Origin of the sequence: Rhizobium esperanzae (assembly GCF_014197615.1) — a bacterium.
GTDB classification, from domain to species: Bacteria; Pseudomonadota; Alphaproteobacteria; order Rhizobiales; family Rhizobiaceae; genus Rhizobium; species Rhizobium esperanzae_A.
Genome location: NZ_JACIFY010000011.1, coordinates 93,402 through 110,942 on the forward strand (window position 1 = coordinate 93,402; position 17,541 = coordinate 110,942).

A 17,541-nucleotide genomic window follows, 5' to 3' on the forward strand; every position below is an offset into this window, starting at 1 on the left:
TTGGGAGCCGTGTTGATCCAAGCCGCGCCAAGTTTCCTCACGCGGTCCGGACCGCTGGTCCGTCTCGCTTTGTTCGCTCTTGCAGCCATCATGCCGTTTTTCATCGCGGATGCCGCACGCGCCGATTTTCGCGTCTGCAACGGAACGCAAAACCTTGTCGGCGTCGCGATCGGCTATCGGGCCAAGGATGGCTGGATGACGGAGGGCTGGTGGCAGGTGCCGGCAACGACCTGCGCCACGTTGATCGAGGGAGAGTTGCAGTCGCGCTATTATTATCTCTACGCAGAGGACGCCGCCCGGGGAGGACGATGGACGGGTGACGTGCAGATGTGCGTGGCGGAAAACGAGTTCAAGATCACGGGGGTACAGGATTGTTACGCCCGCGGTTACCAGAAGATGGGATTCAAGGAATATGACACGGGCCGCCAGGGTAGCTGGATGGTTCAGCTCTCCGACACCCCAGGGACGCAAGAAAGCCAGAATTGATGAAGCGTAATCGCAAAATTAAAATCCTCGCCACCCTCGGGCCCGCCTCCGCCGAGGAATCGATGATCGAGAAGCTGCACCAGGCAGGTGCCGATGTCTTCCGCATCAATATGAGCCATGCGAGCCACGACGTAATGCGTACGCTCATCCAGCGCATCCGCTCGGTCGAAGCGCGCTCCGGCCGGCCGATCGGCATCCTCGCCGACCTGCAGGGACCGAAACTGCGCGTCGGCAAGTTCGTCGACAGCAAGGTCGATCTGAAGCCGGGCCAGACTTTCACGCTCGACAACAACGAAGCGCTCGGCGACCAGAACCGCGTCTATCTGCCGCATCCGGAGATCCTGGAGTCGGTGCAGCCCGGCCACCGCCTGTTGATCGACGACGGCAAACTCGCCCTGCGCGCAGAAAAATGCGACGGCAAGAGCATCGTCACGACAGTTATTTCCGGCACGCGCATCTCCGACCGCAAGGGCGTCAGCCTTCCCGACACGCTGCTCGGCGTCGGCGCACTGACGGACAAGGACCGCGCCGATCTCGACGCCGTGCTCGCCACCGACGATGTCGACTGGGTAGCATTGTCCTTCGTCCAGCGTCCCGACGACCTTGCCGAAGTGCGCAAGATCGCCCGTGGCCGTGTCGGCCTGATGTCGAAAATCGAAAAGCCGCAGGCGCTCGAGCGCATCGAGGAAATCATCGAGCTTTCCGATGCATTGATGGTCGCCCGCGGCGATCTCGGTGTCGAAATGCCGCTTGAATCGGTTCCCGGCATCCAGAAGCAGCTGATCCGCGCCTGCCGCCGTTCGGGCAAGCCGGTGGTCGTCGCCACGCAGATGCTGGAATCGATGATTTCGGCGCCGGTGCCGACGCGCGCCGAAGTCTCGGACGTCGCGACCGCCGTCTTCGAAGGCGCCGATGCCGTCATGCTCTCGGCCGAATCGGCCTCGGGCGACTATCCGGTCGAAGCCGTCTCGACCATGGCCTCGATTGCCACCGCCATCGAGCGCGAGCCGCATTATCCCGGCATCATCTATGCCCAGCGCGCCCAGCCGGAAGCAACGGGTGCCGATGCGATCTCGCTTGCCGCCCGTCAAATCGCCGAAACGCTGAAGCTGTCGGCGATCGTCTGCTACACCTCGTCGGGCACGACAGGCCTGCGCGCCTCGCGCGAGCGCCCGCAGGTGCCGATCCTGGCGCTGTCGCCGATCATCAAGACGGCGCGCCGCCTGGCAATCGTCTGGGGCCTGCATTGCGTCGTTACCCATGACGCGACCGATCTCGACGATATGGTCAACCGCGCCTGCCGAATCGTCGCCGACGAAGGCTTCGGCAAGCCTGGCGACCGCATCATCATCTCGGCCGGCGTGCCGCTCGGCACGCCCGGCGCCACCAACATGATCCGCATCGCCTATATCGGCTCCGACGGCCAGAGCGGCATCTGATCCGATCGCATCCCTTTAAAAGCCCGCTGCCTCGGAGAGGCGGCGGGCTTTTTCGTTGACGGAACCGCATTGCCAAGGGCTGCTGTGCGTGCAAGTTTCGATCCATGGATTGGGAGAGATTGTCATGGATATCGTCACGCTTGTCGCTTTTGCAGCTGTTTCCTTCGTCGGCATTGCCACGCCGGGGCCGACGGTGCTGCTGGCGCTGACCAACGGTTCGCGCCATGGCCTGCGCCGGGCGATTGCCGGCATGATCGGCGCGGTGCTTTCCGATTTCGTGCTGATCGGCGCCGTGGCAATCGGGCTCGGGGCACTGCTTGCGGCATCGGAATTCTGGTTTTCGATGCTGAAATGGGCCGGTGCCGCCTATCTCGCCTTTCTCGGTATCATGTTGCTGCGCTCCAAGGGTACGATCGATGCAGCGCTGAAGTCCGGGGCGCCTGCGGGCGCGACATCGCCCTTCTCGATCGGTCTGAAGAGTTTCATGGTCGCTGCGACCAACCCGAAGGGCTATCTGTTCTTCTCAGCCTTCCTGCCGCAATTCATCGACCCGACCCTGCCGCAGGCAACGCAATATGCGCTGCTCGCACTGGTTTTTGCCGCGCTCGATTTCCTCATCATGTTCGGCTACGCCTTCTTCGGCTCGCAGGCAGTGCGTTTTCTGAAGACCTCAGGCGCGCTATGGCTGGAGCGCGCTTGCGGCGGGGCGCTGCTCGCGCTTGCCGGGTCGCTCGCCTTCTATCGCCGGGCAACGGTTTGAATTCAAGGCCGAGCCAAGGACAGGTGACCGACGCGATAGGCCTGCGTCTCGGCGCCGATTTCGGGAAGCTCTCGCCATAGGCTGAAGCGCACCCGCGTCCATGTCGTCGGCTCGAAACCGCAGACGGAGGCGAGCGCCTCGCCCGTCGCAATCTCGGTTTCCGTCTGCGCGCTGTCGGCACGGCGGATGTCGGCAAGCGGCGCGTAGGGCTGCATGTGCAGGATATCGCGTGTGGCAAATCTGGCCGCGGCGATATCGGCCGAGACTTCTGCCTGCCAGATGATCCAGGTTCTCACCTGCGGCCAGCCGAAGGCGCCGGCGAGCGTCTGGAATGTCGGGCTGCAGAGGAAGTCGCTCGCTCCTTCCGGCTTCCGCCAGAGATAGAAGGGCGCATAGAGGTTGTCGCGGCTGCCGAACTCTTCCTTGCGGGCGCTGAGATAGGCTTTGAAACCGAGATTGGGAAAGCCGTCGAGCAGCGGACCCTTGTCGCGGATGCGGCGGTCGATGATAGACATGTCGTAATCGGCGGGCAGGGTGAAGCTGTATTGCATGGCGATCATGAGCGTGTCTCCACCTGATGCAGCCATTCGACGATGCTGCCGTTTTCTGCCGCCTGGATGCTGATATAGCTGAAGGGGCTGTCATCGGCGGCGCCATGCCAGTGGCGCTCGCCGGGCGCAAACCAGACGGCGTCGCCGGCACGCAATTCTTCGATCGAGCCGGCTTCGTTCTGCGCCAATCCATGACCCGAAAGCACATAGAGCAGCTGGCCCTTCGGATGCGTATGCCAGCGGGTGATGGTGCCGGGATCGAGCGTGGCGCGCATGGCCGTGTTCTCGCCGTCGGCGCCGCCTTCGAGCAGCATCTCGACCCAGAAGGGTGCCGTTGCGACGCCGTCTGGCGAGCGGACCGCCGCGCCGGGGCGCCTGACGGTCATGACCTTCGGGTTCGACGCGCTCATAACAAGCCTCCGGCCGCCCGCAGCCGCCAGTCGGGATCGGCCATCTGGGCGATGCCGTTGCCGAAGGACCAGTCTTCCGGGGCGCTGATGCTGATGACGATCATCACGTCCTCAGGCCGCAGACCCGGCGACTGCGCCAGGAGATCGACGAGCCGCCGATAGAGCGCGGCCTTCATCTCCGCCGTTCGCGGCCGACCTATGGTGATCGAGATGTAGACGAAATCGTCGGAGCGCGGGCCGGCGAGATAGCTGCGGTCGAAGATCAGCTCGTTTTCATCGTGCTGATGGATGGCCTGAAAACGGTCGTCCGCAGGCACGTCAAAGGTCTCGACCAAGGCGCGCTGGATGTTGTCGGCGAGTGCGCCGAGATAGTCCTGCGACTTGCCTCTGCGAAGGGAAATTCGAACGAAGGGCATCGGGGTCTCCATGGTTCAGGCCGTTCGCCGGCCTTGACAGTTGAACCATCGCACGGCACGATTATGCTGAAAATCAGAATTTTATGGATTAATGATCCTGAAAAATAGGATTGTATGATGCGACGGACGATCTTCGATCTCGATGTGCTTCGCACCTTTTCGACCGGCATGGAGCTCGGCAATTTCGCCAAGGCTGCAGAGAAGCTCGGGCGTTCGACCTCGGCAGTCAGCGCCCAGCTGAAGAAGCTGGAGGAGCAGGCGAACACGCCGATCTTCCGCAAAGCGGGGCGCGGGCTGGCGCTGACCGATGCCGGCGAGACGATGCTTGCCTATGCCAGGCGGCTGCTGGAACTCAACGACGAGGCGGCGGCCGCCGTCCACGGTGTCGAGCTGGAAGGCTGGGTGAGGCTCGGCCTGCAGGAGGATTTCGGCGAGACCCTGCTGCCGGAGGTGCTAGGCCGCTTCGCGCGCGCCCATCCGAAGGTCCGGATCGAGGCGCGGGTGGTGCGCAACGCCGAACTCCTCGATCGCGTCACCTCGGGCAAGCTCGATCTGGCGCTCGCCTGGAGCGACGGAATGCTGACGGCGCATTGCGAGCGGATCGGTGACGTGCCGATGTGCTGGATCGGACCCGCAGAGGGGCCGCCGGCCTGGCGAGCCACAAGCGGCGAGCCGATGCCGCTCGCCTCGCTGGAGGCGCCGTGCCTGCTGCGCAGTGCGGCGACCAAAGCGCTCGATGAGGCGGGAATCTCGTGGCGGCTGGCCTTCGTCAGCCCCAGCCTCGGCGGGCTCTGGGCGGCGACCGCGGCAGGTCTCGGTCTGACCATTCGCACGCCGATCGGCCTGCCGGCGAAACTCCGGCCGCTGGCGCCCGAGGCGCTCGGCCTGCCCGATTTGCCGAAGCTCGGTCTGGTCCTGCATCGGGCGGAAGCCGAACTGCAGCCGGCTGCGGCGCGGCTTGGCGAGCTGGTGCTGCAGTCGGTGCATGGCGCTTTGCCCGACTGACTGACAGCAGCGTATATCTCAGCCGTAGCGGTCGAGCGCCATGGCGAAAATATCGGCGTCGACGTTGCCGCCCGAGGTGATGGCGACGACCGTGTCGCTTTCCAGCGCCTCGCCGTGGAAGAGGGCGGCGGCAAGCGCCACCGCACCACCGGGCTCGACGACGATCTTCAACCTGACGAAAGCAAGCGCCATGGCGCGCAGCGCCTCCTCATCGGTGACGACGATGCCGGGGCCGGCAAGGCGCTTGAGGATCGGGAAGGTGATGTTGCCCGGCTGCGGCGTGACGATCGCATCGCAGATCGAGCCCGATACCGAGACGTTGCGTTCGATCTTGCCGGAGGCGAGCGAGCGGGTGGTGTCGTCGAAATCCTTCGGTTCGCAGGGACGGACGCGAAAGCCGGGGGCGCTGGCTTCGAGGGCGAGCGCAATGCCGGAGGTCAATCCGCCGCCGCCGCAGGGAACGAGGACTTCGGCCGATGTCACGCCTTCCTCTTCGGCTTGCTCGGAGATTTCGAGACCGGTCGTGCCCTGACCGGCAATGACAAGCGGTTCATCGAAGGGCTTGATCAGAGTCAGGCCACGCTCGGCCGAAAGTCTCGCGCCGATCGCGTCGCGGTCCTCGTTGACACGGTCGTAGAGCACCACTTCGGCGCCGAAGGCGCGGGTGTTGGCGATCTTCAGCTTCGGCGCATCGCCCGGCATGATGATGACGGAGGGGACATTATGCAGCTTGGCCGCAAGCGCAACACCCTGGGCGTGGTTGCCGGAGGAGAAGGCGATGACGCCTTTCGAGCGCACCTCCGGATCGAGGCCGGAGACGGCCGACCAGCCGCCGCGAAACTTGAAGGAGCCGGAATGCTGCAGGCACTCGGCTTTGACGAAAAGTCGCCGGCCGGCGATCTCGTTGAGGAAGGGAGACGAAAGAAGCGGCGTGCGCCTCGCATGACCGCGCAGACGGGCGCGGGCGGCGACAATCATTTCAATGCTGGCCATTCGGGAATCGTCCTGCTTGCGGGGTTCGTCCATGCATAGGGCGCGACAAAACAATTGTGAACGGCGACTTTGTCACCGTGACATGAATGGAGATTGCGGATGCCGCGCGCAAGCAGCCAACCGTCAATAGCCGTTCGCCGAGCCTTCCGCGGCGCGGCTGTCCATGGCGCCGTTGTACCGGGCGCCGCCGCCCTTTTCGATGGCAGAAAGGCTTTTGCCGCCGACGAGGATGCCGGCGGCCTGGCCCCAGACCGGCCCGTCATTGCCGCCATCGAAACTATAGCCCATGGCGGCGAGGATCTTTTCCGTATCGGGCGAAAGCGCATAGGGTTCGAGATAGATTTTATCGGGCTGCCATTGATGGTGGATACGCGGGGCGTTGACCGCCTGGCTGATATCCATGCCGAAGTCGACGACATTGAGGATCGCCTCCAGCGTGATGGTGATGATGCGCGAGCCGCCGGGGCTGCCGATGACCATGAAGGGTTTGCCGTCGCGGGTGACGATCGTCGGGCTCATCGAGGAGAGCGGTGTCTTCTTCGGCGCGATGGCATTCGCCTCACCCTGGACGAGGCCGTAAAGGTTGGGCACGCCGGGCTTGGAAGTGAAATCATCCATCTCGTTGTTGAGCAGCACGCCGGTGCCTGGCGCCACGACGGCGGCGCCGAAGGAGCCGTTCAGCGTATAGGTGACGGCAACCGCATTGCCCTCGTCGTCGATGATCGAATAATGCGTCGTCTCGGTGCTTTCCTTGCCGCCGAGCGGTTTCAAGTTAGCCGACGTGCCGGCCTTGTAGGGATCTATCTTGGCTGCGATCTCTTTGGCATAGGTCTTGTCGATGAGCTTTGCCACCGGATTGTCGACGAAATCGGGGTCGCCGAGCGCAGCATTGCGGTCGACATAAGCATAGCGCATGGCCTCGACCATGACATGCACGGTGTCGGCTGAACCATAGCCCAGGTAGGAAAGCGGATAACCTTCGAGAACGTTGAGGATCTCGCAGATGATGACGCCGCCGGAGGAAGGCGGCGGCGAGGAGATAATGTCGTAGCCGCGGTAGTTGCACTCGACCGGCTTCAGTTCGCGCACGGCATATTGCTCGAAATCCTCCTTGGCGAGAATGCCGCCCCTGGCCTGGCTCGCCTTGACGATCGCCTCGGCGGGCGCGGCCTTGTAGAAGGCGTCCGGCCCTTTTTCGGAAATGCCTGCCAGGACCGCGGCAAGGTCGGGCTGCTCAAGCTTTTCGCCCGATGCATATGGAGTGCCGTCGGGTTTCAGGAAGATCTTCGCCGCCGTTTCATCTTTGGCGAGACGCTTGGCGCTGCCGGCGAGGCTTGCGGCGTCGCCCTGTTCGAGCGTGAATCCTTCACTGGCGAAGCGGAGTGCCGGTGCGATCAGATCCTGGCGCGATTTCGTGCCGTATTTCTCGCGCGCGGTTTCGAAGCCCATGACCGAGCCGGGCACGCCGACGGCGAGATAGCCGTCGAGGCTGGCGCGCGGCACGATATCGCCATTGGCATCGAGATACATGGTCTTGGTGGCGGCCAGCGGCGCGCGTTCGCGAAAATCGAGAAAGGTCTTGGTGCCGTCTTTCAGGCGGATGGTCATGAACCCGCCGCCGCCGAGATTGCCGGCCGAGGGATAGACGACCGCCAGCGCATAACCGACGGCGACCGCCGCATCGACGGCATTGCCGCCGCCCTTCAGCACCTCGACGCCGACATCGGTCGCCAGATGCTGGGCCGTGACGACCATGCCGTGCTCGGCTTCGACAGGGGCTGGCGAGGCGGCGAAAGCCGAAGTCAGGCCCAGCGACAGTGCCGATATGACGGAGATCGTCCCGATATGCAGGCGGCCCATGATTTCCCCTCCTATGGACAATGATGGAGACATATGGGGCCGCCGCGGCCCGAGACAATGCAGGGGATTGGCTTTAGCGAGGAGATTTGCTGCCGGTGATACGGCCGGGGATGTCAGGCGCCGTGCAGAGCCTCCGGCGCCGGCGAGGATAGGGTTGCGGGCGTCTGTTCGCGCGAAGCGGCGAGCCTCTCCTCGGCCCTGCGGGCCGCCGCCTGCAGGTCGCGCGGCTTGCCGGATATCTTTTCCATGGCTGCGATGGCGACATCGGTTGCGAGATAGTCCGGCTTATGGCCGACGCCTCGTACGGTGATCAGTTCGGAACCGGATATATCACGGGCAAGGCCGCGCGAATGCAGGTGCTCCCAGACGACCTCGTCGCTGTCGCCTGTGATGATGACGGTCGGGGCGGTGATCTGAGAATAGAGCGGCGAGTGTGCCTTCACATAGGCGAGCAGCCTTTTGAAATCGGCGGCGTTGTTGTGGAAGGCGCCCGGCCGCAGCACCAGCGACGGACCTGTTTTCTCGATATAATCGACAGGGCGCGGATTGGGGCGGAAAACATTCTGCGTGCCGCGTTCGAGCCGGCTCAGCCCGAGCGGTACGACGATCGCGTGGTTGAAGAGCCAGCCGACGATCGGTGCTGTGGCCACATGATAGTACCAGTCGATGCCGCCCGGCCAGGGATGGGTGGCGGGTGCGAGAAAGAGGAGGCCGGCAGCCTTTTCGGGATGGCGCAGGCCGAAGGCGGCGGTGATCGCGCCGCCGAAGGAATGGCCGACGATGATCGCCTTCTCGATGCCGCGCTTTTCCATCAGCCTGGCGATCGCATCGGCCTGGCCAGAAGGAATTGCGTTTTCCGGCCCGCCGCGCTCGGAATAACCGTGACCGGGACGATCGACGAAGAGCATTTCCGCTCGGCCTTCGAGTGCGGCACGAAAGGCGACGACCTGATCGAGCAGGTTGCCGCTGGCGCCGTGAATAAAGACGAGCGCCGGCAGATCCGCATTTTCGGGACGCTCGATATGGACGGCATTCATGCGGTAGCCGCCGACATCCGTCAGTTCGCCGATATTCGGATAGGTTCGTTCGAATTGCCGCGCCTTGTAGGAGGAGTAACCGATGGCGGCGGCGAGCGGGGCGAGAAGAGCGGAAACTTCGGCAAACATGATCTTGGGACGTGTTGCGACGGTTCTAAAGTTGCGCGGCGCGGCCGAGGGTCAAAGATCGCGCGAGCCGAAATCAGGTGCGGTTGCCGGCGAGTTTTTCCGACAGCGTGTTGACCTGTTCCTGCGCGGTGCGTTCGGCGGGATAGACATCGAGGAAACGTTCCCAAGCTTTCAAGGTCAACTGGTCGTTGCCGGAATTGCTGAGGATCGCCGCCATGCCGGAGAGCGCGCCGAAATGGCGCGGCTCGAGATCGAGCACACGTTCGATGTCGGACATCGACTTGCGATAATTGCCCATGACGAAATTCAGCGTGGCGCGACGGTTCCAGCTCTCGGCATAATCGGGCTTCAGCGCGATCGCCTCGTCAAGGAAATCGAGGGCGGCGGGATTGCGCTTTTCCTCGATCGCCTTGTCGGCCCACTGCATCAGCAGATTGACGGTGGCGCTGCCGGAATCGTTCCATTCCGTGCGAATCTCATTGGCGATGCTGCTGGCCTTGTCGGGGTCGCGCTCGCGTTTCAGCTGGGCAAAGAGCTGGTCGAGGTGCTGCTTCGGTGAAGAATTGACATCCGCCTGCTCGACGATAACGTCCTTTTCCACGGCAACGGCCGGAAAGCTGGGGATGAAAAAGATGAGCGGCAGCGCCGCTGACGTCAAAGCAAAAAAGCGCATGGCGGACATATTAGCCCGCCAACGCCGAAGATCAAACAAATTTGACGTGATCACCGCAGCGATCCCCCGGATATATCTGCCGACGCAAGTGGCGCAACAAGGCAATCCGGACGCGCGAAATCAGCCCTGACGAGCCTTGTAGCGCGGGTTCAGCTTGTTGATGATGTAGATGCGGCCCTTGCGGCGAACCAGACGGTTGTCACGGTGACGAGCCTTGAGCGACTTGAGCGAATTCTTGATCTTCATTTTTCTGATCCGCGATCTCTATGGGGGAATTCACATTCGCCCGTATCTTTAACAATCAAAAGCGCGCCGTCAGGCGCGCTCTTTAGGTGGGGGAGCAGATACCCCGTCACCTCCACCGTGTCAACCACATGACGGTGTTTTTCCCAAGGCGCAGAGGTGTTTTCTCACCCGGAAACCGGGGATTTCGGCGCCAAGGTGGTGACATGGCCCATCTTGCGGCCGGGGCGCCATTCGGTCTTGCCGTACAGATGAACCAGCGTATCGGGGCGCTGAAGCCAGTCGGGAACGGCAAGGATATCGTCACCGATCAGGTTCTGCAGGACACAGTCGGAATGGCGGTCGGCATTGCCGAGCGGCAGGCCGGCGACGGCGCGGATATGCTGCTCGAACTGGCTGACGACGCAGGCGGCCTCCGTCCAATGGCCGGAGTTGTGCACACGCGGCGCCATCTCGTTGGCGATCAGGCCGCCATCGGCAAGCACGAAGAATTCTATGCCGATGACGCCGACATAGTTCAACGCGGCGAGGATCGTTTCGGCCGATCGGCGTGCGGCTTCGGCTGTCTGCGCGGAGATTGCCGCGGGAACCGTCGAGGTGTGGAGGATGCCGTTGCGGTGGACATTCTCGGCGGGGTCGAAGCAGACGACCGTGCCGTCCGTGGCGCGGGCGGCAATGATCGAGACTTCGCGCTCGAAGCCGATGAAGCTTTCGAGGATCAGCGGCACGGCGCCAAGCGCGGCATAGGCGCCATCGGCGCTGTCGGCCGCTGAGCGGAAAACCTTCTGGCCCTTGCCGTCATAACCGAGACGGCGGGTTTTCAATACACCCTGGCCGCCGAAATCCTGAAGCGCCATTTCCAGATCGGCCTGGCTGTCGACCGCGTGGAAGCGGGCGGTGGATATGCCGCAGCCATTGAGGAAGCGTTTTTCGACAAGGCGGTCCTGGGCGGCTTCCAGCGCCTTCGGCGGCGGATAGACCGGCACGCTGGCCGAAAGCGTTTCGGCGGCTGCGACGGGCACGTTTTCGAATTCGTAGGTAACGATATCGCAGGCATGCGCCAGTTCGGCTAGTGCCGCCGGATCGTCATAGGCGGCAACAATCTGCCGGTTGGCGAGCTGGGCGGCTGGGCAGTCCGTCTGCGGTTCGAGAATGATCGTGCGAAAATTCAATCTGGCGGCGGCAATGGCCAGCATGCGGCCGAGCTGGCCGCCGCCGATGATGCCGATCGTTCTTGCCGTCATAGGTCGTCCATCGGGTATTCGGCGACGGCAGCGCTCTGGCGCTCGCGCCACTCGTCGAGCCGGTCGGCGATTTCGTCGTCGGAGAGGGCAAGGACGGCGGCGGCAAGAAGAGCGGCGTTGACCGCGCCGGCCTTGCCGATGGCGAGCGTTCCCACCGGAATGCCGGCCGGCATCTGAACGATGGAAAGAAGGCTGTCCTGGCCGGAGAGGGCTTTGGACTGGACCGGTACGCCGAAAACCGGCAGCGGCGTCATCGATGCGGTCATGCCAGGCAGGTGGGCTGCGCCGCCGGCACCGGCGATGATGACCTTGAAGCCTTCCGCCCGTGCGCCCTTGGCAAAATTGACCAGCCGGTCGACTGTGCGGTGCGCCGAAATGATGCGCGCATCATACGGGATCTCCAGCGCCTCCAGCGTGTCGGCGGCGTTCTTCATGGTCTCCCAGTCGGACTGGCTGCCCATGATGATGGCGACGGACGGTCTGTCTGTCATCGTTGTTGTTACCCCTCTCAAGCGATGATGTCAGGGATGATCTGATCTTCCAGCTTGGAGAGCCTGTCCTTGATGACGAGCTTCTTCTTCTTCATGCGCTGGATCCGCAGAGCATCGCATCCGATCTGGATCATGGCGTTGATCGCGGCGTCGAAATCCTCGTGCTCCTGGCGCAGCCGTGCTACCGTCAGCCTGATTTCCGCCTGTTCCTGATCGGCCATATGTATTCCCCGTTATCGTCCTCGGATCTTGTCCGATCTGCCGATGATTTCCGCAAGCTCCTATCACCAAATACAGGTAACGGCTAGTTAGTCTTGATCATGAAATTGCCATCCAGTCTTCATCTTTTGGCCTTCGACAAGCCGTCAAAAATATGTCACAGTCCCCGCCGTTGACACCTTGATCCCCGACGATATGGCCGGGGAGGGTAAGAGGAAGGAAGGGTCAAATGACAGTTGAAGCTCATCTTGAATCACTCCAGAAAAAACATGTCGCTCTCGAGGAAGAGTTGCACACGCTCAGAACAGCTCCCTCTATCTCCGATACGGAAATTGCTGAATGCAAGCGCCGCAAGTTGCGCATCAAGGACGAGATTCAGCGTCTCAAGTCATCCGTCCACTGATCTTCCCAAGGATCGCCGGTCGATCGTCTTGCGAAAGAAAAGGTAAATCCATCCATTCCGCCTAAAATCAGCAAGAACCGGTGATTTCACACCAGATTTGCGCCAGCCCGATGCCTGCAGCATCGCGGCTGGCGCTTTTGCGAGAAAAATGTGCGTAAAATCAAGGGCCTGAAGCGCAAGGAGCGAATCTGAAAGATCGCGGCGCGCTTTAGCCGAGCCCTTAAGCCCAGAACTGATCCAGCCATAAATTGAGGGTGTCGAAACCGCGGTTGTTGACCGTGTAGATGCGTTTCGTGCCTTCCGATGTCACCGAGACGAGGTTGCTGTCGAGCAACGCCTTCAGGTGCTGCGAAACAGCGGGGCGGCTGATCGGCAGGCCCTCGGCGAGTTCGTTGACTGTCCGTGGTGCGCGGCGCAACTCCTCCAGCAGAAAACGCCGGTTCGGATCGGCAATCGCAGAGAAAGGGTCCGTGTTCGACATAACGCGAACGCTACGTCAAACCGGCCGCCGCAGCAAGGAAATTGTGCAATGCAGCGTGCTGGAGCCCTTACCAGCCAAGGCCCTCGCGCACGATCAGCAATGCGGCGATCAGGGCCATCGCATACATGAACGGATAGAAGATGGCCGGTCTCATGCGGCGCACGCACCAGGCGCCGGCGAGGGTGGCGAGCGGAGCGAAGGGCAGAAGCGTCGCGGAGGTCGCAAGATTCTGGGTATCGAGCTGGCCGAGCGCAAAATAGGGGATCAGCTTGATGGCGTTGAGGATCGCAAAGAATCGCACGCTGGTGCCGGTATATTCGCGCGGTTGCAGTTTCAACGGCAGGGCATAGATCTGAAAGGGCGCACCGCCCGCATGGGCGACGAAGCTGCCGTAACCGGAAAACGTGCCCCAGAGGCCGGCGGCCACCGGCCGCTGGCCGCGCGGCGGGACTATCTTGTCGGCGCCCAGGCCGTAATTGTTCCAGAAATAGCGCAGGCAGAAGAGGATGGTCACCGCGCCGATGACGATGCGCAGCACATTGCCCGGCACGAGTGCGGAGGTCGCCCAGCCCAGCGCGATGCCGAAGACGGCGCCCGGCAGCATGATCTTCAGCGTCGCCCAGTCGCCGTGCTTGCGCCAGATGACGAGCGAGATCATGTCCATGAAGACCAGGATCGGCAGCAGGATCGCCGCCGCCTCGACCGGCGAGACGACGAGGGCGAGGAAGGGCAGGCCGATCAGCGACAAAGCGTCGCCCATGCCGCCCTTTGCGAGGCCCACCAGCAGAACGGCAGGCACGGCGGCGTAGTAGAATGACAAATCCTGCGGCATGCTTTCGACGTCCTCCTCTTGCAAGCCTCGTCTAACGGAACTACTCACACAAAACGAGTGCGGCTCCCTCATTTCGAGGGGGAATTCGCAGGAAACGGAAAGAGCTCATGACCGAACCGGAAAACCGCTGCCGCCTTGTGCTCATCGCACCCGATATTGCCGATGCCGATGAACAGGCGAAGATCGTTGCCGACGCGCTGAAGGGCGGCGATGTCGCCTCGGTGATCGTACCGCAATATGGGCTCGACGACGGCACTTTCCAGAAACATGCGGAGAAGCTGGTGCCGCTGATCCAGGACGCCGGAGCGGCGGCGCTGATATCGGGCGACAGCCGTGTTGCAGGCCGGGCGAAGGCCGATGGCCTGCATCTTTCCGGCAATGCGGAGGCGCTTTCGGAAGCGATCGACAAACACGCGCCGAAGCTGATCGTCGGCGGCGGCAACGCAGCCGACCGTCACAAAGCGCTTGAGATCGGCGAAGTCAGGCCGGACTATATCTTCTTCGGCAAGCTCGATGGCGATATCAAGCCCGAGGCGCATCCGAAGAACCTTGCGCTCGGCGAATGGTGGGCCTCGATGATCGAGATCCCCTGCATCGTCATGGGCGGCACCGATCCGGCCTCGGCGCTTGCCGTCGCAGAGACCGGAGCGGAGTTCGTGGCGCTGCGGCTGGCGGTCTTCGGCGAGCCCGCCCGGGCGCCGTCAATCGTTGCCGAAATCAACGCGTTGCTTGACGAAAAAGCGCCACGGTTTGAGGATTGATATCGCGCTCATGCCGATCCAGACCGCCCGCCTGTTGAAATTTGTCCTTGCCAGCATGGCCGCCCTCGTCGCGGCAGGGCCGGATGTCGCCTTGGCGCAAGCAACCGATAGCGTCATAAACCAGCCAAGCTCGGGGCCGGCTTCGACTTTCCGCACCGACCGGCCTTCCGGCCCGGTCGTGCGCCCCTCCGATGGTGTCGGTGTGTTCGATCGCATGGGTGCGAAGCTGCCGGATCTGCCGCCGGAAAAGGATTACAAAGGACCTGTCGACGAGGCTTACGGCGCCTTCCAGCGCGGTTACTACCTGACGGCGATGGACAAGGCGCTGCCGCGCGCCCAACTCGGCGATGCCGCGGCGCAGACGCTGATCGGAGAGATTCTCTCGCAGGGGCTCGGCGTCAAGAAGGACGTGAAGAATGCGGCCTTCTGGTACGGCAAGGCGGCCGAAGGCGGCGATGCGGCGGCAATGTTCAAATATGCGCTGATGCTGATGGAAGGCGAGGGCGTGCCGCGCGACAAGGCCAAGGCCGACGAGTACATGCATAAGGCGGCCGAGGCCGGCAATCCTTCGGCGGAATTCAACTGGGCGCAACTCCTCGTCGCCGACAATCCCGGCGAGAAGGGGCTGAAGCTTGCGCTGCCATTCTACGAGAAATCGGCCGAGCAGGGCATTGCCGATTCGCAATATGCCGTGGCGCAGATCTATGCGACGCTGAAGGACTTGCCGGAGGAAAAGAAGCAGCTCGCCCGCGAGTGGATGGCGCGCGCCGCGCGCGCCGGCTTCGACACGGCCCAGCTCGATCTCGGCATCTGGCTCGTCAACGGCGTCGGCGGGCCGAGGGATTACGTCAAGGGCTTCGAATGGCTGAAACTTGCCGCCAATGGCGGCAATGTCGCCGCACAGAACAAGCTCGCCCACCTCTATATCAACGCCATCGGTACGCCGCCCAACCCGGTCGAGGCGGCGAAATGGTATGTGCTGTCGCGCCGCGCCGGGCTTGCCGATCCGTCGCTCGAGGATTTCTACCTCGGCATCGAGGACGACCAGCAGAAGGCGGCAATCGAGGCCGCCAACAAGTTCCGGCGGCGATAGATGTCGCGTGTTCTCATCGAGCGCTTTTAAAAAAGCGCATCGGCAAAAAGGTCCTCGTCGCTTTCGACTTTGGCGGCCTCGGCAGGGGTGGGGGCGCTGTCGTCATTTGCCGGGAAGATGTCGCGATGGATGTTGCGCTCCTGGACCATCGTGTAGGCCTTGAAGATCTTGCGATCGAGCGGGCCGATTGCCTCGGCGAGGTCGGAGATATCGGCGACCTCGGTACCGGCGGCGTTTTCAAGCAGATCGGCGCAACGGGCAAAGACCTCGCCGAGATCGCGCTGAAAATCGAGTTTGCCGATCAGCAGGCTGATCTTGGTGGCGACCTCACGACCGTTCTCGGAGAGCACCTTCAGCTCGTTTTCCATCATGTTGGCCGCGGAGCGGATGTTGCCGACGGCCGACGTCAGGCTTTCTCCAAGACCGCCGGCGCCGACATCGGTGGCGGGGGCGACGCACCCGGCCGCGGCTTCGAGCGCCGGCAGGCCGGTGACGATGGCGTCGGCGGATTCGTCGAGCTTGCCGGCGAAGATGCGCAGTTCGGCGGTGACGACGTTGATCGACCTGCCTTCCTCGCCGAGGCGGCTGCAGCGCAGATTGGTGTTCAAGGCCATGTAATGGATGTCGGTCTTGACGGCGCGGATGTTGGCGATCGCTTCGGAAAGCTTGGCGGCCGTACCTGATGTCGATTGGCTCACCTGGTCGGCCTGCCGGCTTGCCGTGTCGACTTGCTGGACGATTTCGTGGGCGGCCGAAACGCTGGATTCCAGTGCCCGCATGAAATTGCCGCCGGCTTCGCCGCTCTCACCGCTCATCTGGTCGCGCAGCTTGAGGATCTCCCGCATATCGTGATCGAAACTGGCGATCGTCGTGACGACATTTTCCGAATCCCGCTGGAAATTGGCGCACATATCGCTCATCTGCGCTGCGGTCAGATGGTGGATGACGTTCTGCAGGCGCTTGCGGGCACCGGCATCGAGCTTTGCGCCGTCTTCGCCGGCAAAAAATTCCTCAAGCAGCGAAAGGGTGGCCTGCACATGCTCGATGCGCTGGCGGGTGATATCGCCGATCTGCAGGGCAGACAGCGTCGAGGCAACCTTGCTCTGGACGCCGCGGGCAATCGCACCGACCTCGCGGGCGACGACGCCGAGATTCTTGCGGTGTTGGGCGATCTTGGCGGCATCGTCGCGCAGGGCGGCAGCGACGGCCGGAACGGTATCGGCATAGCCCTTGGAGACACTGGCGCCGAAGGAGGCGGCGAGTTTGACCTCCTTGTCGAGGCTGTCGAGATGTGTGGCGAACCGGTTGACCTCATCGGTGCCGGAATAGATTCGTTCCAGAATCTCCTGTGCGAAGCCGGCGAATTCAGGAAGGCCGGCGCCGGTGATCTTCACGGTGACGGCGAAGGTTCTGAGATAACGCATCGTCTCCTGCATGTCGGAGACGTACTTGCGCAGTTCCCTGCCGGTCTGCGCCAGCGAGACGAGTGCCTGCTGACGATTTTCCTCGATGCCCGGCAGCGCCGTCAGGCTCTCCACCGTGGCACGGAGGTCGGCGCCGGTATCGCTCGACTCTCCATTGTCGAGCGCCGCGGTGACGCCCTCGAGAGAATTCAGCAGGCGGTTGAGGACATCCATCACCGAGAGCAGCACCGTGCCACCTTCGAGAAAACGTTCCTCGACCCGGCTGCGGGCGGATTCCAGGGTCCGGCCGATGTCCCGCCCGGATGTGTAGGCTGCAGCGTTCGGCGATACCAGAGCGTGTGCCAACATTTGTACCTTTTCTTAAAACACAGGCTAATCTGACTCTATTTCTACGGGCAGGATGGAAACGTCCGGTAAACGCGCCGGACTCGTCAGCGTTGTGATTAACGAAAGATGTGGATGGGGTGCCGCGCCGGGTCCCGCCAATGGTTAATATTGCTTAACTTATTGCTTTTATTTTATTTATTTCTAAATTCTGAGAGAATAATACAACTTATTCCCCATGAGAATTGGGAGTCTCGAGACTCGTTA

The 17,541-nt window shown here is 62.6% G+C and carries 22 protein-coding genes; 8 read left to right on the forward strand and 14 right to left on the reverse strand.

The window, feature by feature from the left end:
* The 3 genes from GGD57_RS16175 (at position 1) to GGD57_RS16185 (ending at position 2,685) form a co-directional block, all read left to right on the forward strand.
* Complete coding sequence (locus tag GGD57_RS16175) at positions 1-486, forward strand: DUF1036 domain-containing protein (protein ID WP_089152718.1); 486 nt, start codon at positions 1-3, stop codon at positions 484-486.
* Positions 486-1,925, forward strand: a complete 1,440-nt coding sequence (pyk, locus tag GGD57_RS16180) for a pyruvate kinase (RefSeq protein ID WP_085738334.1) — start codon at positions 486-488, stop codon at positions 1,923-1,925. Before GGD57_RS16175 ends, pyk begins: the two co-directional genes overlap by 1 nt.
* A gap of 124 nt (positions 1,926-2,049) precedes the next feature.
* Positions 2,050-2,685, forward strand: coding sequence for a LysE family translocator (locus GGD57_RS16185; protein WP_184471331.1), 636 nt, complete (start codon positions 2,050-2,052; stop codon positions 2,683-2,685).
* Positions 2,686-2,687: 2 nt separating this feature from the next.
* On the opposite strand, the gene GGD57_RS16190 is transcribed toward GGD57_RS16185, so the two are convergent.
* Genes GGD57_RS16190 through GGD57_RS16200 form a run of 3 tightly spaced genes read right to left on the reverse strand, consistent with a single transcriptional unit; the run spans position 2,688 to position 4,062 of the window.
* Positions 2,688-3,245 carry a DUF4865 family protein gene (locus GGD57_RS16190; RefSeq protein ID WP_184471333.1) on the reverse strand — a complete coding sequence of 186 codons (558 nt, stop codon included), beginning with the start codon at positions 3,243-3,245 and terminating at the stop codon, positions 2,688-2,690.
* The gene (locus tag GGD57_RS16195) at positions 3,242-3,646 is read right to left on the reverse strand and encodes a cupin domain-containing protein (RefSeq protein ID WP_184471335.1); all 405 of its coding nucleotides are present in this window, start codon (positions 3,644-3,646) and stop codon (positions 3,242-3,244) included. Before GGD57_RS16195 ends, GGD57_RS16190 begins: the two co-directional genes overlap by 4 nt.
* The gene (locus GGD57_RS16200) at positions 3,643-4,062 is read right to left on the reverse strand and encodes a tautomerase family protein (protein WP_184471337.1); all 420 of its coding nucleotides are present in this window, start codon (positions 4,060-4,062) and stop codon (positions 3,643-3,645) included. Before GGD57_RS16200 ends, GGD57_RS16195 begins: the two co-directional genes overlap by 4 nt.
* A 117-nt stretch (positions 4,063-4,179) precedes the next feature.
* Between GGD57_RS16200 and GGD57_RS16205 the strand changes: the two genes are divergently transcribed.
* A complete protein-coding gene (locus GGD57_RS16205; RefSeq protein WP_184471339.1) occupies positions 4,180-5,067 on the forward strand; it encodes a LysR substrate-binding domain-containing protein in 888 nt (295 codons plus the stop codon).
* Positions 5,068-5,085: 18 nt separating this feature from the next.
* Here the strand turns inward: GGD57_RS16205 and GGD57_RS16210 are convergent, their stop codons facing one another.
* The 4 genes from GGD57_RS16210 to GGD57_RS16225 all read right to left on the reverse strand — a co-directional run bounded on the left by GGD57_RS16210 (position 5,086) and on the right by GGD57_RS16225 (position 9,768).
* A complete protein-coding gene (locus GGD57_RS16210) occupies positions 5,086-6,060 on the reverse strand; it encodes a threonine ammonia-lyase (protein WP_184471341.1) in 975 nt (324 codons plus the stop codon).
* A gap of 123 nt (positions 6,061-6,183) precedes the next feature.
* Positions 6,184-7,920, reverse strand: a complete 1,737-nt coding sequence (ggt, locus tag GGD57_RS16215) for a gamma-glutamyltransferase (RefSeq protein WP_184471343.1) — start codon at positions 7,918-7,920, stop codon at positions 6,184-6,186.
* Positions 7,921-8,033: 113 nt separating this feature from the next.
* Entirely contained in the window at positions 8,034-9,086 is a 1,053-nt protein-coding gene (locus tag GGD57_RS16220; RefSeq protein ID WP_184471345.1) for an alpha/beta fold hydrolase, read from the reverse strand.
* A gap of 73 nt (positions 9,087-9,159) precedes the next feature.
* Positions 9,160-9,768, reverse strand: a complete 609-nt coding sequence (locus tag GGD57_RS16225) for a hypothetical protein (protein WP_184471347.1) — start codon at positions 9,766-9,768, stop codon at positions 9,160-9,162.
* Between GGD57_RS16225 and GGD57_RS16230 the strand changes: the two genes are divergently transcribed.
* Positions 9,710-9,889: a hypothetical protein gene (locus GGD57_RS16230; RefSeq protein WP_184471485.1), complete on the forward strand. Its 180-nt coding sequence runs from the start codon at positions 9,710-9,712 to the stop codon at positions 9,887-9,889. The genes GGD57_RS16225 and GGD57_RS16230 overlap by 59 nt on opposite strands.
* Here the strand turns inward: GGD57_RS16230 and ykgO are convergent.
* The 4 genes from ykgO to GGD57_RS16250 form a co-directional block, all read right to left on the reverse strand.
* A complete protein-coding gene (gene ykgO, locus GGD57_RS16235; RefSeq protein WP_003582204.1) occupies positions 9,880-10,005 on the reverse strand; it encodes a type B 50S ribosomal protein L36 in 126 nt (41 codons plus the stop codon). The genes GGD57_RS16230 and ykgO overlap by 10 nt on opposite strands.
* A gap of 164 nt (positions 10,006-10,169) precedes the next feature.
* Positions 10,170-11,246, reverse strand: coding sequence for a 5-(carboxyamino)imidazole ribonucleotide synthase (locus GGD57_RS16240; RefSeq protein ID WP_184471350.1), 1,077 nt, complete (start codon positions 11,244-11,246; stop codon positions 10,170-10,172).
* On the reverse strand, positions 11,243-11,737 hold the full coding sequence (gene purE / locus GGD57_RS16245) for a 5-(carboxyamino)imidazole ribonucleotide mutase (RefSeq protein WP_097615389.1): 495 nt from the start codon (positions 11,735-11,737) through the stop codon (positions 11,243-11,245). Before purE ends, GGD57_RS16240 begins: the two co-directional genes overlap by 4 nt.
* A gap of 17 nt (positions 11,738-11,754) precedes the next feature.
* Positions 11,755-11,958 (reverse strand): YdcH family protein, encoded by a 204-nt coding sequence (locus tag GGD57_RS16250; protein ID WP_003566445.1) that lies wholly within the window; start codon positions 11,956-11,958, stop codon positions 11,755-11,757.
* Between the two features lie 227 nt (positions 11,959-12,185).
* Here GGD57_RS16250 and GGD57_RS16255 point away from each other — a divergent pair, with 227 nt between their 5' ends.
* Positions 12,186-12,359: a YdcH family protein gene (locus GGD57_RS16255; RefSeq protein ID WP_085738324.1), complete on the forward strand. Its 174-nt coding sequence runs from the start codon at positions 12,186-12,188 to the stop codon at positions 12,357-12,359.
* 220 nt (positions 12,360-12,579) lie between these two features.
* Here the strand turns inward: GGD57_RS16255 and GGD57_RS16260 are convergent, their stop codons facing one another.
* Complete coding sequence (locus tag GGD57_RS16260; protein WP_126907479.1) at positions 12,580-12,840, reverse strand: ArsR/SmtB family transcription factor; 261 nt, start codon at positions 12,838-12,840, stop codon at positions 12,580-12,582.
* 67 nt (positions 12,841-12,907) lie between these two features.
* On the reverse strand, positions 12,908-13,672 hold the full coding sequence (locus GGD57_RS16265) for a sulfite exporter TauE/SafE family protein (protein ID WP_184471352.1): 765 nt from the start codon (positions 13,670-13,672) through the stop codon (positions 12,908-12,910).
* Positions 13,673-13,779: 107 nt separating this feature from the next.
* On the opposite strand from GGD57_RS16265, the gene GGD57_RS16270 reads away from it, so the two are divergent.
* Positions 13,780-14,433 carry a thiamine phosphate synthase gene (locus tag GGD57_RS16270; protein ID WP_184471354.1) on the forward strand — a complete coding sequence of 218 codons (654 nt, stop codon included), beginning with the start codon at positions 13,780-13,782 and terminating at the stop codon, positions 14,431-14,433.
* 10 nt (positions 14,434-14,443) lie between these two features.
* Positions 14,444-15,526 (forward strand): tetratricopeptide repeat protein, encoded by a 1,083-nt coding sequence (locus GGD57_RS16275; protein ID WP_184471356.1) that lies wholly within the window; start codon positions 14,444-14,446, stop codon positions 15,524-15,526.
* A 26-nt stretch (positions 15,527-15,552) separates the two neighbouring features.
* Here GGD57_RS16275 and GGD57_RS16280 read toward each other — a convergent pair whose 3' ends face one another.
* Positions 15,553-17,295: a chemotaxis protein gene (locus GGD57_RS16280; protein WP_184471481.1), complete on the reverse strand. Its 1,743-nt coding sequence runs from the start codon at positions 17,293-17,295 to the stop codon at positions 15,553-15,555.
* Positions 17,296-17,541 lie beyond the last annotated feature (246 nt).

What these genes read in the sequence shown, in the direction of transcription:
- pyk (WP_085738334.1), top strand. Translation starts at nt 486, where the DNA reads ATGAAGCGTAATCGCAAAATTAAAATCCTCGCCACCCTCGGGCCCGCC.
- GGD57_RS16185 (WP_184471331.1), top strand. Translation starts at nt 2,050, where the DNA reads ATGGATATCGTCACGCTTGTCGCTTTTGCAGCTGTTTCCTTCGTCGGC.
- GGD57_RS16190 (WP_184471333.1), bottom strand. Translation starts at nt 3,245, where the DNA reads ATGATCGCCATGCAATACAGCTTCACCCTGCCCGCCGATTACGACATG.
- GGD57_RS16195 (WP_184471335.1), bottom strand. Translation starts at nt 3,646, where the DNA reads ATGAGCGCGTCGAACCCGAAGGTCATGACCGTCAGGCGCCCCGGCGCG.
- GGD57_RS16200 (WP_184471337.1), bottom strand. Translation starts at nt 4,062, where the DNA reads ATGCCCTTCGTTCGAATTTCCCTTCGCAGAGGCAAGTCGCAGGACTAT.
- GGD57_RS16205 (WP_184471339.1), top strand. Translation starts at nt 4,180, where the DNA reads ATGCGACGGACGATCTTCGATCTCGATGTGCTTCGCACCTTTTCGACC.
- GGD57_RS16210 (WP_184471341.1), bottom strand. Translation starts at nt 6,060, where the DNA reads ATGGCCAGCATTGAAATGATTGTCGCCGCCCGCGCCCGTCTGCGCGGT.
- ggt (WP_184471343.1), bottom strand. Translation starts at nt 7,920, where the DNA reads ATGGGCCGCCTGCATATCGGGACGATCTCCGTCATATCGGCACTGTCG.
- GGD57_RS16220 (WP_184471345.1), bottom strand. Translation starts at nt 9,086, where the DNA reads ATGTTTGCCGAAGTTTCCGCTCTTCTCGCCCCGCTCGCCGCCGCCATC.
- GGD57_RS16230 (WP_184471485.1), top strand. Translation starts at nt 9,710, where the DNA reads ATGAAAAAGATGAGCGGCAGCGCCGCTGACGTCAAAGCAAAAAAGCGC.
- GGD57_RS16225 (WP_184471347.1), bottom strand. Translation starts at nt 9,768, where the DNA reads ATGTCCGCCATGCGCTTTTTTGCTTTGACGTCAGCGGCGCTGCCGCTC.
- ykgO (WP_003582204.1), bottom strand. Translation starts at nt 10,005, where the DNA reads ATGAAGATCAAGAATTCGCTCAAGTCGCTCAAGGCTCGTCACCGTGAC.
- GGD57_RS16240 (WP_184471350.1), bottom strand. Translation starts at nt 11,246, where the DNA reads ATGACGGCAAGAACGATCGGCATCATCGGCGGCGGCCAGCTCGGCCGC.
- purE (WP_097615389.1), bottom strand. Translation starts at nt 11,737, where the DNA reads ATGACAGACAGACCGTCCGTCGCCATCATCATGGGCAGCCAGTCCGAC.
- GGD57_RS16250 (WP_003566445.1), bottom strand. Translation starts at nt 11,958, where the DNA reads ATGGCCGATCAGGAACAGGCGGAAATCAGGCTGACGGTAGCACGGCTG.
- GGD57_RS16255 (WP_085738324.1), top strand. Translation starts at nt 12,186, where the DNA reads ATGACAGTTGAAGCTCATCTTGAATCACTCCAGAAAAAACATGTCGCT.
- GGD57_RS16260 (WP_126907479.1), bottom strand. Translation starts at nt 12,840, where the DNA reads ATGTCGAACACGGACCCTTTCTCTGCGATTGCCGATCCGAACCGGCGT.
- GGD57_RS16265 (WP_184471352.1), bottom strand. Translation starts at nt 13,672, where the DNA reads ATGCCGCAGGATTTGTCATTCTACTACGCCGCCGTGCCTGCCGTTCTG.
- GGD57_RS16270 (WP_184471354.1), top strand. Translation starts at nt 13,780, where the DNA reads ATGACCGAACCGGAAAACCGCTGCCGCCTTGTGCTCATCGCACCCGAT.
- GGD57_RS16275 (WP_184471356.1), top strand. Translation starts at nt 14,444, where the DNA reads ATGCCGATCCAGACCGCCCGCCTGTTGAAATTTGTCCTTGCCAGCATG.